We start from the raw sequence: 15255 nt of genomic DNA on the forward strand, positions 1-15255 counted from the left end.
TGACGTGGAGAGGTACTTCGTGGAGGGGTAGTATTCAGATACCGGGCAGGAACAAACGCTACCTCTATAAGAGGATCAAGAAACCAAAAAGATTGCAGCCAGAAAGAGAAGCCCCTGCCAGCACGGACCCTAGAACAAAGGGTCTGTGTTGGCAGGGGCTTTATCTGCAAAGCATTGCGTGCCTATGTATCTGACTGCGCATTGCCTGTGGCAACAGCGTAACCGGGGACGCCAATGGCATAGCTCCAGGTGATGTGCTTCATAGAGCAGGCGGGCCGGTTGACTGTGGTGCTCTTGAGAGGTTGCCAGCCATAGTTGCCTGAGCCATAGTTGTCTGTATTTTCAGAACCAGAGCCGGGTCCGTTGGTACAGGTAAAGCCAAAGAGGTATTGTAGATGTGCGGAGGGCGAGGCATCTACCGTGATAGACTTGTCCGTGACGTGAGCTGTAAGCAGGCGATCCGGCGGGACTTGAGAGGCGACATGAAGGTGCAGGGTAGGCCAGTGTCCCTCCAGAGGGCTTTTTACGGGCTGGTACCACTGATCATTGTTCTGCTCAAGAAAATCTATTGTACTTGTTAAAGTAATGGAACCACTCCACTGCAAGACAAAGTATTTCTGTGTGCTTAGCGTATGCCCGGGTAAAATCTGCAAATGCCCTGCAGCCCCGGACGGGCAACGATGATCTGTAGGTGGAAGTTCAAAGGCGGGCTTTACATTTTCTTGCATCTCAATACTATCTGTGTAACCACAGGCGCTCTTGCTAAAAGGCGAGGCTACCCATTGTACTTTTGAAGTGTGATTGGTAAGCTTGATATTGACCTCAAGCATTTCGCCTAGAAAGTAAGGCCCCTGCGTGATACCGAGCGTCATCTCAAATCCGCCAGCCTGGACATGGGTGGTGCCAGGTGATTGGACGGGGCCAGCAGGTGGGCCGGTCATAATGGTCCTTTGTGGGATGAAGAGCGAGAGCGCAGATGTTATAATCACGCCGACTACCAGGATTGCGACGAGGCTGCTTACCAGGCTGGTGAGGCGCTGGCGGCGCGTGGCTGGTGGTCGCGAAATAGGAGTCATGAGGAACTGACCCGGGTCATATTCTTGTTCAGGAAGGGCGTCCAGCGATGTTTGTAGCAGGCGCTCGCGTATCCGTTGGATGATCTGTTCTTGCTCGGCGGGCTTGAGTTCAAGTAGTTGGCGGGGCTCTTCCTGGAGCAGGTCTACAAGGTAGTTCCCCTCTTCTTCTGGTAGGATGTCCTCAAATGGCTTCATGATTGCCTCCTTTCTCCTGACGTTCGTAGAGTGTTCGTAGCTGTTTGAGAGTGCGTGCTAGCATCTTACGTACCGTCCCATCTGGTTTCTGAAAGCAGGCCGCAATATCGACCAGGCGCATGTTCTCTTGATAGCGTAGATGGATGAGCTGTTGCTGGAGGGGAGAGAGTTGGGCGATTGCCTCGTGCAGGAAGGCATGGCATTCCTGGCGCAGGAAGCGTTGTTCGGGCGTCGGCTCCTCGTCCTGGTTGTCCCATGTCTCCTCCATGGGAACAATTGTCAGGGCGGTGTGGTGGCGATAGTGATCGATAGCTTTGTTGCGCGCGACGCGGTAGAGCCAGGCCCTTTGCTGCTCATCCGTGAGGTGCGCAAAGGTCTGGCTTGTCAAGGCCGCGGCAAAGACGTCAAAAAGTACATCCTCGACATCCTGGCGGCTCGTCATAAGCCGGGTCAGGTAGGGCAGGAGAGCGGAGATATGCCGATCATAGAGCGCTATATGTACATCGCTCTGTTCTTCAGTGGCTTTGCCCTGATGCATGGTGTGTCCCTCTCGTTTGTTTAAGATCTCATAGAACTTATCGGATGAGGCACCAAAACGTGGCACGGGAAATGCCATTTTCAGGATACGAACGCTAGAAGAGATTTTGTTAGTAGGGGTGTAAATTATTTTCCATGCAGAGTGTGAGGGAGCCAGGAATACAATACTAAGCGCTTAGTGTTGCATTTCTGGATATTAATGCTTAATACCACATTTATGCGTTTTTTTTCTGTTTTTTTGCCCACCACCTTGCATCTGGTGACAGCTTACAGAGCGCTACCTCACGAAGCAGTGCCAGCGTAACTATTTCGCTTGATAGGGGTAGTGTTGAGAGTGGTCGCCTTCCCAATTCTCGCGCAGGCCGGGAGCCGAGAGATCCCAGTCTGCGCGGATTTTTCGCGTCACCTCGCGCAGATCGACGCGAAGCTCGTCGGGAGAGGGACGCCCCCAAAACCAGTAGCCATTGTAGATCTTATAGATGCGCAAGCCCGGCTCGAGCACGAGTGTATGAGGGATCATGGGATTATGATGGGGATCGGTATATTCCTGAATGTCAAGATCTTGCTGGATCTTGCGACCAGAGTCAGAGAGGAAGGTCCACTGCGCACCGACGGAGGCACGGAATTCGTTGGTCTCCAGGATATTGTCTGTGGAAATAGTCACAATCTGAGTATAGGCAACGGCGATTTTGGGATAGAAGGCGGCTAGTTCCAGATGCTGTTGATGGTCTTTGGGACAATAGTGCCCGCGCGAAAGGATCAGGATCATGGGATCGTTCCCCTGAAGCTCACTGAGCTTGCGTCTGGTTTTTGTGTGGTCGGTGAGCTCGTAATCGGGAAAGAGGCCACCAGGGACAATATCTGCGCGCATATATCTTGCTCCTTATAAAGGTTGGGCAGGAGAACTCCTCCTCCATTTAGCATAACGGGAAGGAGGAGCCTGCTTATTCCAGGGGGCGATTGTTCTCATGCGAGCGCTTCCAGGGAGCGCAAGAAATGCTTGCCGATAAACTGGAAGTAGTCTGGAATGAAATCGTTGTGATGGTAGGCTAGCAGTTCGAGTCCCAGTTCTAAGCGCCAGAGCGCGATCCGCAGGTCAAAGGTGGGATCTATCGTTGGCAGAGCCTGCCAGTAGCCTTCGAGGAGCCAGGAGGTGGGAAGAAGTGGACCCTGGAAGGTATCGACGCCAGTGAAGTAGTCCCAATAGGCAAAATCCCAGGCGGGATCGCCGCTGCGCGAGAACTCAAAATCGATGCAACCAGTGACCTGATCGCCCTCCGCGAGAATATGTTGAGCGCTGAAATCACCGTGAAGGAGGCACGGGGCCATCTTCTCAAAAAGCGCCGTATGGGAACGAAGCAGAGCGATCGCGTCGGTGATTGACTGTTCGGAGAGCTGAAGCTTGGGAGCGGCCGCGTACGCGTTTTCAATCAGGGAAGGCGTTAAATGGTCAGACCAGGAGGGGGCAGGACCGATCCCCTCAGCATTGATCCGTCCCCAGCCCCGCGCCGGGATCGCATGAATCTGAGCCAAGAGAGCGCCAGCGGCTTTTACCAGAGGATGTGCCTCAGCAGGAGAGAGGCTCTTGCTTCCGATGAGGGAATACAGCGTGCGGCCAGGCAGGAGGGTCTCCACACAGATCGAGCGGGCATCATCACCGGAGCCTATATACTCCAGAAGCAGGAAGCGAGGCGTAGGAATAGCGTGGGCGGCGCATTGCTTGAGCGCCCATTGCTCCTCTTTAAAATAGGCGTTCGACCACCAGTGGATACGGACAATCACTCCCTCCCCGCCGCTGGTGGTGGCGCGATAGACCTCGTTGGAGAAGCCATCAGTGATGCGGGTGAGCGTTTGAAGTGGTGAGCCACATGCTTTCAGCACCGCCGACTCGATCAATGATAGTGGGCTGGTCATCATCCTGATCCGTTCGAGCCTTTGCGGCGTGCGGTTCTGTTCTTCCTCATACAAAGGATCAAGCATATTTCCCTCCTATAGAATGAAATATACAATAAAAGAAGCGTAGCATTTAAAATGCTCTGTGTCAATAAATGTGGGTAGTCGGCATATAGATGAAAGGGTTGTGCCCCAAACTCGGGCTCCTGTGCCACGTTCCTGAAAGCGCACCAATGCCACAGCAATGGTGGCGCTCCGCGCTGATTGGCTCAACGACGATTGCCAACAGCCAGCCAACAGCAGGACATATCACTAATTCGAGCTCGACCCCGAGTTTGAGGCACAACCTGGATATATAGGGTAGATTCTGACCGCTTTTGGTGGTAGGCTGAGAGAAAAGAAGGAGCGATGAATATCTGGACACGCTTGCGAGCTGGAATCAGACGAATCAACCTGCCCGTAACGTGGCCTCACTGGTCAAGGGATTGCAAGTCATCTGGCAAGTCATTCAGGATGCTCTCTCCCACTGGACCATTGCCGATCCCTATGTACTTGTCTACGATACCGATGAGAACAGTAAAAAGCAAACGTATACGCGTCAGTGGGTAATCTGGCATCTCATTGAGCACGATCTGCATCATGGCGGGGAACTCTCCTTCACACTGGGCATGCACGGACTGACCGGGATCGATATCTAAGAGGAGGACACATGGAAACCATCTATCGCAGCGCTCTGTGGCAGCAATTCGGTGCCGCCATCGATATGCTTGACAATGCCCTGCTGGCCTGCCCCACCTCGCTGTGGGAAGAGCGGCTCTGGAACGACCCCTCGGATCACTCACCCTGGCTGCCACCTGAGTCCGCTCAGTTCTGGTACATCACCTATCATACGCTCTTCTGGCTCGACTTCTATCTCTCCGGGAAGTCGGAGGAGGAATTTGCTCCCCCAGCTCCCTTTATCTGGACTGAGGTTGAACCGCCGATCTCACCCCAACGGCCCTATACGAAGGAGGAACTGCACGTCTATCTCGTGGAGACGCGTCGCAAGTACCACGCCCTCCTTTCCACGCTAACGGATGAACAGGCATGCCAGACCTTCGCGTACCCCTGGGCTGAGGGGCAGGCCGTCAGCTTCGTAGAGGTTGCGCTCTACATCATGCGCCACACGCAGGAGCACGCGGCCCAGCTCAGCTACTTTCTCGGACGGCGCGGCATCCCGGACGAGGTGCTCAACTGGGTCGGGCGAGCGAAAGGGGAAGTGGGCCTCTGAGGAATGAGTGTGCTGCCCGCCGGGTCACCTTCACATTCCCAAAGATGATCCGACGTGGCATCCCAACTTCCGCTTTGGAGGAATAGGAAACGCGAGCAAATGACGGGCTTCACCTTGTAGCTTCAGCCCGCTTCTGAGTTCCTTTAAGAGCTTAGCATTGTAAATTTCTCCGGCTGGCCTAATAGGCCATTTGGCCTGGGATGTTGTCGGTAGTGAAATATGAAGGAACGCCTGCTCACTCCATTGAGGTTGAAATCGTATACTGAGAAAACCTCTCACATGGACAGAAACAGGTTTTTCCCGGCTCGAAAGAAAGGATTGGATTAGATATGGTGTATTCACCTGAGGAATTAGATGCCTCTCTCGCTTTAAAAGCTATCGCACGGAATACCCCGCTCAAATCTGCACTCTTGCAGACGCCCGCAGTCTATGCAGCACTTTGGCCTGCGGCTCGTCGCTTTATCACTGGCGAGACCCGAAAGGCTGGGATTGAGACGGCCAAAACCTTGACGAGCCTGGGCTATGGCATTTTCCTGGCATATGCTGGAGAAAACACAGGCACTGAGCAGGCCTGCCAGGCTGCAATGGAGGAATTGCTTGCTCTCAGTCAGGCCGTAGAAACTGCTTCCCTTCCCAAAGAAACCACGATTTCATTCGACCTTTCTCATATTGGTCTCTCGGTGAGCCAAAGACTGGCACGTGATCATTTCTTTCGTCTGGTTCAGGAGACCAAAGAGCGTGGCATCTGTCTTATGGTGGATATGGAGGAATCGGACAAACTGGAAGCGATCCTTGAAGTCTATCAGCAGGGAGCAGCGCACTATCCGCATGTAGGAATTACGTTGGCAGCACATTTGTATCGGACAGAGCAAGATCTTGAGGCACTCATGCACTTGCCAGGGAAAATACGGCTGGTCAAAGGAGCATATCAAGAGCCTGAGGAACGCGCTATGAAGCGTGGAGAAGCGCTGGATGAACGGTTTCTCTCCCTCATTGAGAGGGCAGTCTCGGCGCAACACCCCCTCTCTATTGCGACACATGATCAGCATCTTTTACAAGAACTCGAGCGGCGGAAGTGGCTTGCCGCTCCTCAGGTGGAAGTGGAAATGCTTTATGGCGTTCGTCCAGATCTGTTGAAACAGATGAAACAGGCAGGGTACCAAACCCGTCTGTATCTTCCGTATGGAACGGAATGGTACCTGTATCTCTGTCATCGACTGGCGGAGTATCCTCCCAATATTTATCAGGCGCTCGCCGATTGTGTCCAGCCTTCTCGAACACAACAGCCGACGAGCAACTACTTCTAGGGTGTCTGTTTTAAACATTCATAAATATCGCTGAGACTCGACAGTGGTTCATGTGAGCCGCTGTCGACAACATCTCTTGTGGATTCTCAGAGCTATTTTCTGAGAATCGTCATCTCTGCAGCAAGAGAAAACAGGCGAGAGTGTACCTGCTCGCTTGTTTCTCGTCACATCATCGCCAGATGAAGAGAGTGGGTCATCTGTCATCGAAGCTTTCTGGAGAGTTTTTTAGCATGAGGCCAATCTCACAGAACGGCTTCGCTTATCTCTCTGGCTTCGCTTCAATAGAGTGGTTGATCTCCCAGAGGTTGCCTTCGGGATCGGCAAAGTACGCTGTGCGTAGCCCCCAGGGCTGGTCTGTTGGAGGGCGGAGAAACCGGACGCCCCTGGTGGTCAGTATCTGGTAGGCAGCATCGACATCCTCCACTCCAGCGGCCAGCAGCACGCGAGGGCTTCCTTCCAACGAGAGGTCAAGCGGCTCCGAACTGACCATCTGTGCGGCTCCTCCAGCCTCCAGGAGAAAAAAGTACACGTTATCTATTTGAAAAGAGACCGAATTGGGCGTGCTCTCGCTCTCCCGCACCACCAGGCCGAGCGTGTCCCGATAGAACGCGGTACAGGCCGCCAGATCTCGGACGATCAACTCCGTTGCCATAAGTTTGCGAAACATGGTTTCCACCTCTTTTTTCTGTATCGAACCATCTGTTTTATCTTCGTTATCATCAGTTACAGGTCGCCATAGATCCCCATCAGGCCGCGCTGACTGAGGGCTAAGGACAGTTCGCCGCCGTGATGGATCTCATGTTCGAACGTATGCCAGATAATCCACTGTCGCGAGAACGGGGGGACATTTGCTCGCTCTTCTTCGCTCAAGGCTGCTGGGGGCTGGAAGATGTGTCCAAGGTCGGCATGCGTCCAGTGTGAAAGGGTTTCCTCGATCATGCCCCAGGTGGACTCCGACCCGGAAATCAAGGTGGCAGCGTCAGACACGGGCTGATACGCGACATCTGAAGGGTCCCAGTGGGCGATGGGAGCCAGATCAGCACTGCCCTCGCCCATCCAGACCTGGAACCACCAGACCCGGTTAGCGATCAGATGTTGGACCACCATCCCGATGGTTCGCTGGTCCGAGGCGATGGGGAGAGCCAGGTGTTCCGGGGAAAGTGGCGCAAGCATCTCAACGAGCATCCGTTGGTAGGTTTTCCAGCCTTGATAGAAGGTAAACAGTGAGGGCGCTTGTTCTATCATAGATTGTGTTCCTTTCTTCTCATGCCATAAAATACTTTTTCTTCTGCTCAGGCAGAATGATGTCTGTCCCGTTCCTGTTCCAGACGGTTTCTGGTGCCTTGCACCCTTGCCGTCCCGTCTCCACGGAACGGCGGTCTCTGGCACAGGGGAATATAGTTTCGCATGGCCATGCGCCAGTGTTCAAGGGACTGTATACCTCTTCTTTGTGAGGAGATCAAAAGTGGAATCGTGAGATAACTCTCGTGTGGCTTCGGAACGTGCGGCGAAGTCTTATTCCGTGATAGATCACCAACAGACGGTACTGTTGGTGACAAGATCTGCTACCCCAAGGTCCTTTCTGTCTGGTTTGTCTATGCTCTTCATTATACGCCTTTTTGAGCAACGGTGTTGCCAGGCGCTTCCTCGGGACCTCAGTTGTGCTCCTCTCATTGCAACGAGGATCGGAATCGCTCCATAAAGGCAAGATACTCTGCGACATGTGCTTCGAGCTTCGCAGAGGATGACCTGAACCTGGGCGGCGTCATTGAAGTGCGCCTGATATGCACTGAATGCCTGAACGGCTGGAGACATGGCGGGTAATGACTTCAAATCATCGAAACCAGGATGATCATGGTTTGGAGAAGCCGTCAGTGATGCGGGTGAGCGTTTGAAGTGGTGAGCCACATGCTTTCAGCACCGCTGACTCGATCAATGATGGTGGACTGGTCATCATCCTGATCCGTTCGAGCCTTTGCGGCGTGAGGTTCTCCTCATACAAAGGATCAAGCATATTTTCCTCCTATAGAATGAAATATACAATAAAAGAATCTTAACATTCAACATGCTCTGTGTCAAAAAATTTGGGTAGTCGGCATATAGATAAAAGAGGTCTCTATCTGACCGCATTTGAGAGTATACTCTGCTTGTGCATAAAAAAATAGATCTGTTAAAGGACAATGATGATGACTGAGATATATCTGGAAGTGGGCGAAAAAAAGGTATTTGCGTGCGCAGTGAAGTGGCTAGGATGGTGTCGGGCAGGAAAGAATGAAGGGGAGGCCCAGCACGCGCTACTGGAGATGGCGGAGCGGTACCGGGTGATTGCCGAGCGTGCAGGCCAGGAGTTCGAGGTGGGTGATCTATTGGCGGTGGAGCGCGTAAAAGGGGATACGACGACGGATTGGGGTGCACCTTCAAGCATCGCCAGATTTGATAGGGAGCCCAGCGACGCACAGGCGGCAGCTCTGCGTGTCTCCTTGCTGCGGGCCGCCTGGGAGATTATGGATGAGGTCGTTGCCGTTTCACCGGCTGAGTTGCGCAAGGGGCCACGCGGAGGGGGAAGGGAGAGAGATGAGGTATTCAGACATGTTGTGGAGGCCGAGCGGGCGTATGGACGGAAGATCGGCGTGAAACAGAAACCATTTGCGGCGAGGGATCGGGCCGCACGAGAAGCGATGCGCGAAGAGATTGCCTCGGTACTGAGCAGGCCGTCTGATGGGCGCGAACTGGTGGAGAATGGCTGGCCCGTAGCGTACGCGGCACGGCGCATCGCCTGGCACGTCATTGATCATATCTGGGAGATCGAGGATCGACGGATCTAAAGCTCGTAAAAACCACAAAACTCCCAGCGAGATAGTGTTGTATTTCCTATATTCTAGCGCGAAAAATTGTAAGAGGGAGCGACGGTGGCGGCAAACGCAAGCCAGGTTGGCGTTGTCCTGGGTCTTGATCGGGCCCATTGATCAAGCCGCCTCCGGTACTTGCTCGGACAAATGACGTAAAATCGGCTGGGACTTGATAGAAGATCAACGTGTTTCGGCATGGAGGCGGTTAAGGATACAGCAGCAACAACAAAATTCTGCGTGGACGTGTGCTTGCACACGTTTGCATACGAACATCGGAGCAGAAGGCGTTGAAAGTTCTGAGAAGAGGTTGCGCGTTATGGGGCGGCAAAGGTGGTAGTATATCTCAAGAGATAACGTGATCGTGTTTCATACAGGTGATAAGGATAGATTATGCCAACCGCCGAACGACAACCAGTTTCACAGAACGGACTGTTGCATAGTAACGGGCAAAAAGCCCTGGTCGCACCCGTCTTATATCTCTCGAGCGAGCAGGCTGGCTGGGAGGGGGTGAGGGCCGAGGCTTTTCACGAGCCAGATGAGTTTGAGGGATGGAATGCGGAGCCGAGGGCTAATGCTGATATCGCTTTGATCCTGTTTCGTGGGGGAGGGATGCGCTTAGAACAGCGCTGCAGCGATGGTCCATGGAGAGGCGGGAAGGTGCAGCAAGGGGATCTACTGTTGAGGGCGGAGGGTGAAGAGCCGTACGAAGTACGCTGGAAGAGTTTTTCCGAGCAGCCGACCAGGACCTTGCATGTGCATTTGAAGCAGGAGCTGCTGAGGCGGGTGAGCGAAGAGGTGGCCGACTATGATGGGGCGAAGGTCAGCTTGAGGAGCCGGCCGGGCTTTCAAGATCCGTTGCTGTCACAGATCGGGTTTGCCTTGTGGCAAGAGCTGGAAGAGCCTTCCTCAGCGGGCAAGTTGTATGCGCAGACGGCGGCCCAGATGCTGGCAGTGCATCTGTTGAGGCGGTATGCGGCGGTAGGGAAGGGCTGGGAAGAGAGCGGGCGGGGCTTGACGCGGCCGCAGATGCAGCGGGTGGCGGACTTTGTGCAGGCCCATCTGGAGCAGGAGATCTCCCTGGAGGAACTGGCGGGCCAGGCTGGTTTTAGCATCTATCATTTCGCGCGCTTGTTTCGCGAGACAACCGGAGAGAGCCCGCATCAGTTTGTCGTGCGGCAGCGGATCGAGCGAGCGCAAACGTTGTTGAAAAAGGGGGAGATGGCGCTGGCACAGGTTGCTTTGGAAGTGGGCTTCGCCAATCAGAGCCATTTGACACGTGTCTTTAAGCGGCAGGTTGGCGTGACGCCACGGGCATATCGGCAGGAGTGGAGAGATTGAGCAGGATTGTACCAAAATCGCACAGATCGGCAAGATCAGAGCCCCCCTTTCAGCCTACTATAAAGGCATCAGTGAGCTGGTGAAAGAGAGCGGCAGACGCTTTCGGCCAGCGTCTGAAAAGAAAGGGAGTAGATCAAGATGGCACTCGAACTGTTTATGGTAGGACTGATCGTCAAAGATATGGGCAGAGCGATCGAATTTTATCGGCGGCTGGGTCTGGCTGTGCCGGAGGGGAGCGAAGAGCAATCGCATGTAGAGATCAAGATGGGCAGAGACGGCTTCACCTTCTTTCTCGATTCCCGGCCGGATCGCTGGGATGCGCAATTTGCTTGGGAAGAGCAGGGAGAACAGAGCAAGGGATATCGCTCGGTTCTCGAGTTTTATCTCAAAGGGCAGGAAGCGGTAGAGGCAAAATATGCTGAACTGGTTGGATTTGGGTATCAGGGCGTGCGCGAGCCGTATCAGACGGTTTTTGGCATGTGTTTCGCGATCATAAATGATCCTGACGGCAATGCGCTCTTACTTTCAGGAGATACGGGAAAATAGGGAAAGTGAAGAAAAAGTGTGGGGAGGAAAAACTGGCGATGACGAAAAGGTGGGGTTTTCGCTTCACCTTTTCGTCATCGCCTGGAAGATGCGATGGATGGGTCTGGCTGACGAGCGGATGTTGCCGCCGTTCAGGCGAGCCCCTCCATATATGCCCCAGGCCATGCCAACTGATGGTCATTGAGGGAATTGGTGAGGTACGAATACATATATCCTTTCTCCGCAACCAGATTCTGTTATCATTACAAAAAAGTCAGAAAATTGCGTTATCTTTTCCTGCCTTTTGTAGACATACTAGCAAAACAAGACGTGTACCACTCTATGCGCTCTTTAGTGCCAGTATCATATCGAATGTGGGCAATATGCTGACCCTTCTGGCGATTCCCTGGTTTGTGCTCTCAGCTCGGCAATGTCGCTCCCATCGGCATCCTCCATCCAGGTGAAGAAGAATATAAACCTGTCCCGCCTTCTGTTCGTACTCTCTTTAAGAGTGCATGATTATAACACTCAAGAGAAAGGATCTCCCTCCATGGACAAAAAGCAACCAGTTGGAAAAACCATTGCCGTCGCATATGGGGCTGTGCTCGCCTTTGCCGCCGCGTATCTCGTCGGTGGCATTCTCTTAGAGAAAGCCAGTCGAAAACAACGCGATAAGTAAGATCTTAAAGCAAGACGTTCGGCTCTCACTTTGAGAGCCGAATTATTTTTGTGCACACAAGCAATCAGCTAAAAAGGTGAAGCCTCTGCGTTTATAGAGAGAACCGATGAGAGTGTCGGTCAATTTAAACTATAATTAGGAGAGAATAGCATGCCTATTGCATATGGGAAAGACGAAGTCTTTATCGCCTGGGAAGCGAAAGATGAATTTCTGCATATTTTATCTTCCAAGGATGGCGAGAACTTCACCAATGAGCATACGCTTCATGAACGCATCCTTAAAAGCACTCGGCCAGCGATTGCATTTGGCAAAGGATTAATTTTCCTGGCCTGGGTTGATCATGATGAGAAAGTCAATGTCATCTCTTCTCCCGATGGCCTCTACTGGAGCGACAAGGTGACGATTGCCGAGACCTCTCATCGTAAATGTGCACCTGCGCTTACCTTTGGCAATGATAAGCTCTTCCTGGCGTGGACTGGCCGTGATCACAAGCATCATCTCAATATTACTGCGTTCAATGTCGCTGAGGATGGGGAACTGGCCGAATTTAGCAAGTTGGTTCTTGACGAAGAGACGACTGGGGAGTCGGGGCCAGCATTGGCAGCAGGCAACGGGAAGATTTACCTGGCCTGGCAGGGAACTGATCACCATATCAATATTATTTCATCTATCAATGGCAAAAGCTTCCAGAATAAGAAGGTGCTGAAAGAGGATAGCCCCCATACGGCAACTCCTGGACTAACCTTCGGAAATGGCTATCTGTACCTATCATGGATTGGTCATGATGAGCATCTGAATCTTCTCTCTTCCACAGACGGCGAAAACTGGGGGAGCAAGGTCGTGGTTCACGAGAAATCGACGACCAACGGAGTTGCTGGCCTGGCCTTCAGTGAAAGCACCAAAACACTCTACCTCGACTGGTCTGGCCGTGACCATGAGCACCATCTAAATCTGATTGCCTTTAAGTTTGAGACAGATGGTACTATTCCTGCTGAGGGGAAGAAGACGGTGCTTGAGGCAGAAGCCGAGAAGTAGTCTTTTACAGGTTCTCTCAGAACAGCTCACACGAACGTTTGGGGTGTAGGGTAACTACCTTGCACCCTGTCTTTTTACACAAATGTGCTACGCTACTCCTTTCAGACTAAAAACAGAAAATAGGTATCTAATCATCACAGGAAATTTCGTGCTTCACAAATGGCAACATCACGGTAAAGGTTGAACCTTTGCCAACCTGACTTTCTACCGAAATAGAACCTGCGTGCGCTCGCACCACCCACTCTACGATGGAGAGTCCCAAACCACTATGGCTCTCCTTTGATTGAACGCGAGCAGGATCGATGCGGTAAAAACGTTCAAAAATATGTGGAAGATGCTCACTGGCCATGCCAATCCCCGTGTCTTGCACAATCAAGCAGGCTTGTCCCTCTCTGTTCGTCACGGTGAGACAAACCCTTCCACCAGGATGAGTATACGAGAGTGCATTCTCACTCAAGTTTAACAGAACCTGGATGAGTCGCGCCTCATCCCCTGCGAGTAGGGTAGGCTCTGATGCTTGCACCTCCAATGTAATCTGGCGTTCATCAGCTATGGGTTGCAGGTGAGTTGCCACGGCACACGCCAGCAAATCCAGTCGAACCCTCTCTCGTTCTAGTCGGGTCTGTCTTTCATCCACCCGTGCCAGAGCTAACAGATCATTGACCAGATGCCCAAGCCGTTGTGACTCTGTAATAATCGTTTGCAAGGTTGCAGCACACTCATCCCTACTAGCTGCATTCAGCAACGCCATCTCAGCCATATTCGAAATAACCGTTGTTGGTGTGCGTAGCTCGTGCGAGGCATCAGCCACGAAACGACGCTGACGCACAAATGCAGTTTCTAGTCGTTCAAGCATCCTGTTAAAGGTATCCGCTAACCGATATACTTCATCACGGGTAGAGGGAAGAGGAACGCGTCGATGGAGATCACCAGCTTCAATCTCCTGAGCGGTGCAGGTAAGAACTTCAATAGGATGGAAAGCACGTTTGACAAGAAAGTAGCTTCCAAGAGATCCCAGAACAAAAAGAAGAGGAACCAGAAGGAGAAGTTGCATCAGCAAGCTACGCAACGCCACTTCCGTCTGCTCTAATGACGTTCCCACCTGCAAAACGGCAAAGACGACTCCATTATTGGTCAGTGGCATACTATAGAGCCGAACCTCCTGTCCTCTCACATTACTTACTGTGCCTTGCCAACCTGCGCCACTCAGTGATCTTGTCACACTCTCCCATGGAACGGCGAGGGAATGAAAAGCGGGAGTCGTGCGTAGAAGGTGCCCATGCCTATCGAGCAAGCGAATCAGTACTCTAAATGCAATATTTTGCGATCGAGAAGAAGATACAATTGCTGGAGTATCGATCTCCGGTGACTCCGTATCCAGTTGAACTGTGCCATTTTTATTACTAATACCATTGGCAAGCTGTTGTGCCTGGGCCTGAAGCGTTGCATCCATATTTACTTCAAGTGAATGTTTCAAACCGAGGTACAGCACGAGATCAGAGCTGAGAAGGAGGACAAGAAAAACAGCAATGCTCCAGAGCATGACTTGAATGCGTATACCTGGAGACCATACACGCCACACAGACCACTTCATCCTTCTGGCTCCTTCAATTGATAGCCCACACCACGAATAGCGTGAATAATATTCGGTTCGCCCCGTGCGCATAACTTCGTACGTAGATAGCCAATATATACATCAATAATATTAGAGAGATGATCAGCATCGTTATCCCAGACGTGATCAGCAATCATCCTTCGGCTCAACACATGACGCGGATGATACATAAGAAATTCCAATAGCGCATATTCTTTACTGGAGAGAGGGATAGAGCATGTACCACGAGTAACCTCATGAGTTCTTGTATCAAGTTGAAGATCAAAAAATTGGAGTACCGCTGTTTTCCCCTCATTTCTGCGACGCAAAAGAGCCCGCACACGTGCTTCCAGTTCTCCAAACAGAAACGGCTTGGTAAGATAATCATCCGCACCGAGATCAAGACCTGAGATGCGCTGCTCAACCCCACCTAAAGCTGTTAAAAAAAGGAGAGGCATACGTCGCTGATTATCACGCAGGCTTTTGCAGATCTCAAAGCCGTTGAGCTCCGGAAGCATCACATCCAGAATAATTAAGTCATAAGGAATTGTCATGCCAAAGGCCAAAGCATCCTGACCATTGGTCACCAGATCCGCCGCATAGTGGCACTGCTCCAGCCCTTGTTTGACGTTTGGCCCCAAAATAGGATGATCCTCCGCGATTAAGATGCGCATAACACATCTCTCCTCTCATTATACTCCGCTATTCTGTCTTCTCTACAAGACTCTAACATACTTTCATGAGCCAATAATGAGAGGACTTCTTGAGCAAAAAACCGCCCCAAAAGAAAGTGTCTCTCTCATTGTCTTCTCATCAATCATCAGTATGGTTACTAAAGATGTGGAGGATAGGTAAAGTCTGCTGTCCTTCTGCTTCGTGGAACATTTTATTAACGAAGATCTCTTTTATCAAGGAGCATGTAATGTGTACACTCCTTGATTGTACAGTGAACTTGTA

Annotated in this window: 19 protein-coding genes; 10 read left to right on the forward strand and 9 right to left on the reverse strand. The window is 52.0% G+C overall.

Going from position 1 to position 15255, the window contains the following annotated elements; translation table 11 throughout:
* Nucleotides 1–182: 182 nt before the first annotated feature.
* From EL628_RS26335 to EL628_RS26350, 4 genes are all read right to left on the reverse strand, one after another.
* Nucleotides 183–1271: a hypothetical protein gene (locus tag EL628_RS26335; RefSeq protein WP_126582959.1), complete on the reverse strand. Its 1089-nt coding sequence runs from the start codon at nucleotides 1269–1271 to the stop codon at nucleotides 183–185.
* Complete coding sequence (locus tag EL628_RS26340) at nucleotides 1258–1809, reverse strand: RNA polymerase sigma factor (protein WP_161975782.1); 552 nt, start codon at nucleotides 1807–1809, stop codon at nucleotides 1258–1260. The genes EL628_RS26335 and EL628_RS26340 overlap by 14 nt, the downstream gene beginning before the upstream one ends.
* A gap of 303 nt (nucleotides 1810–2112) precedes the next feature.
* Complete coding sequence (locus EL628_RS26345; protein ID WP_126582961.1) at nucleotides 2113–2679, reverse strand: redoxin domain-containing protein; 567 nt, start codon at nucleotides 2677–2679, stop codon at nucleotides 2113–2115.
* 95 nt (nucleotides 2680–2774) lie between these two features.
* On the reverse strand, nucleotides 2775–3788 hold the full coding sequence (locus tag EL628_RS26350) for a phosphotransferase family protein (RefSeq protein WP_126582962.1): 1014 nt from the start codon (nucleotides 3786–3788) through the stop codon (nucleotides 2775–2777).
* Between the two features lie 146 nt (nucleotides 3789–3934).
* Here EL628_RS26350 and EL628_RS30900 point away from each other — a divergent pair, with 146 nt between their 5' ends.
* The 4 genes from EL628_RS30900 (at nucleotide 3935) to EL628_RS26365 (ending at nucleotide 6278) form a co-directional block, all read left to right on the forward strand.
* Entirely contained in the window at nucleotides 3935–4060 is a 126-nt protein-coding gene (locus tag EL628_RS30900) for a hypothetical protein (RefSeq protein WP_281276572.1), read from the forward strand.
* Nucleotides 4061–4117: 57 nt separating this feature from the next.
* Entirely contained in the window at nucleotides 4118–4399 is a 282-nt protein-coding gene (locus tag EL628_RS26355) for a DinB family protein (RefSeq protein ID WP_126582963.1), read from the forward strand.
* An 11-nt stretch (nucleotides 4400–4410) separates the two neighbouring features.
* A complete protein-coding gene (locus EL628_RS26360; protein WP_126582964.1) occupies nucleotides 4411–4971 on the forward strand; it encodes a DinB family protein in 561 nt (186 codons plus the stop codon).
* Nucleotides 4972–5300: 329 nt separating this feature from the next.
* Nucleotides 5301–6278, forward strand: coding sequence for a proline dehydrogenase family protein (locus tag EL628_RS26365; RefSeq protein ID WP_126582965.1), 978 nt, complete (start codon nucleotides 5301–5303; stop codon nucleotides 6276–6278).
* Nucleotides 6279–6537: 259 nt separating this feature from the next.
* Here the strand turns inward: EL628_RS26365 and EL628_RS26370 are convergent, their stop codons facing one another.
* From EL628_RS26370 to EL628_RS30005, 3 genes are all read right to left on the reverse strand, one after another.
* On the reverse strand, nucleotides 6538–6945 hold the full coding sequence (locus tag EL628_RS26370; protein ID WP_126582966.1) for a VOC family protein: 408 nt from the start codon (nucleotides 6943–6945) through the stop codon (nucleotides 6538–6540).
* A 56-nt stretch (nucleotides 6946–7001) separates the two neighbouring features.
* A complete protein-coding gene (locus EL628_RS26375; protein WP_126582967.1) occupies nucleotides 7002–7523 on the reverse strand; it encodes a DinB family protein in 522 nt (173 codons plus the stop codon).
* A 607-nt stretch (nucleotides 7524–8130) separates the two neighbouring features.
* Nucleotides 8131–8292 (reverse strand): hypothetical protein, encoded by a 162-nt coding sequence (locus tag EL628_RS30005; protein WP_161975784.1) that lies wholly within the window; start codon nucleotides 8290–8292, stop codon nucleotides 8131–8133.
* A 172-nt stretch (nucleotides 8293–8464) separates the two neighbouring features.
* Here EL628_RS30005 and EL628_RS26380 point away from each other — a divergent pair, with 172 nt between their 5' ends.
* The 6 genes from EL628_RS26380 (at nucleotide 8465) to EL628_RS26395 (ending at nucleotide 12704) form a co-directional block, all read left to right on the forward strand.
* Nucleotides 8465–9103, forward strand: coding sequence for a hypothetical protein (locus EL628_RS26380; RefSeq protein ID WP_126582968.1), 639 nt, complete (start codon nucleotides 8465–8467; stop codon nucleotides 9101–9103).
* Between the two features lie 414 nt (nucleotides 9104–9517).
* Nucleotides 9518–10465, forward strand: a complete 948-nt coding sequence (locus EL628_RS26385) for an AraC family transcriptional regulator (protein ID WP_126582969.1) — start codon at nucleotides 9518–9520, stop codon at nucleotides 10463–10465.
* 138 nt (nucleotides 10466–10603) lie between these two features.
* A complete protein-coding gene (locus tag EL628_RS26390) occupies nucleotides 10604–11011 on the forward strand; it encodes a VOC family protein (protein ID WP_126582970.1) in 408 nt (135 codons plus the stop codon).
* Nucleotides 11012–11027: 16 nt separating this feature from the next.
* Nucleotides 11028–11195 carry a hypothetical protein gene (locus tag EL628_RS30010; protein ID WP_161975785.1) on the forward strand — a complete coding sequence of 56 codons (168 nt, stop codon included), beginning with the start codon at nucleotides 11028–11030 and terminating at the stop codon, nucleotides 11193–11195.
* 345 nt (nucleotides 11196–11540) lie between these two features.
* Nucleotides 11541–11669, forward strand: a complete 129-nt coding sequence (locus tag EL628_RS30905; protein WP_281276573.1) for a hypothetical protein — start codon at nucleotides 11541–11543, stop codon at nucleotides 11667–11669.
* A gap of 150 nt (nucleotides 11670–11819) precedes the next feature.
* Nucleotides 11820–12704: a hypothetical protein gene (locus EL628_RS26395; protein WP_126582971.1), complete on the forward strand. Its 885-nt coding sequence runs from the start codon at nucleotides 11820–11822 to the stop codon at nucleotides 12702–12704.
* Between the two features lie 127 nt (nucleotides 12705–12831).
* Here the strand turns inward: EL628_RS26395 and EL628_RS26400 are convergent, their stop codons facing one another.
* Both EL628_RS26400 and EL628_RS26405 read right to left on the reverse strand, forming a co-directional pair.
* A complete protein-coding gene (locus tag EL628_RS26400; RefSeq protein ID WP_161975786.1) occupies nucleotides 12832–14298 on the reverse strand; it encodes a sensor histidine kinase in 1467 nt (488 codons plus the stop codon).
* Nucleotides 14295–14972, reverse strand: coding sequence for a response regulator transcription factor (locus EL628_RS26405; protein ID WP_126582973.1), 678 nt, complete (start codon nucleotides 14970–14972; stop codon nucleotides 14295–14297). The genes EL628_RS26400 and EL628_RS26405 overlap by 4 nt, the downstream gene beginning before the upstream one ends.
* Between the last annotated feature and the right edge of the window lie 283 nt (nucleotides 14973–15255).

The sequence above is a fragment of the Tengunoibacter tsumagoiensis genome (assembly GCF_003967535.1).
GTDB lineage: Bacteria > Chloroflexota > Ktedonobacteria > Ktedonobacterales > Ktedonobacteraceae > Tengunoibacter > Tengunoibacter tsumagoiensis.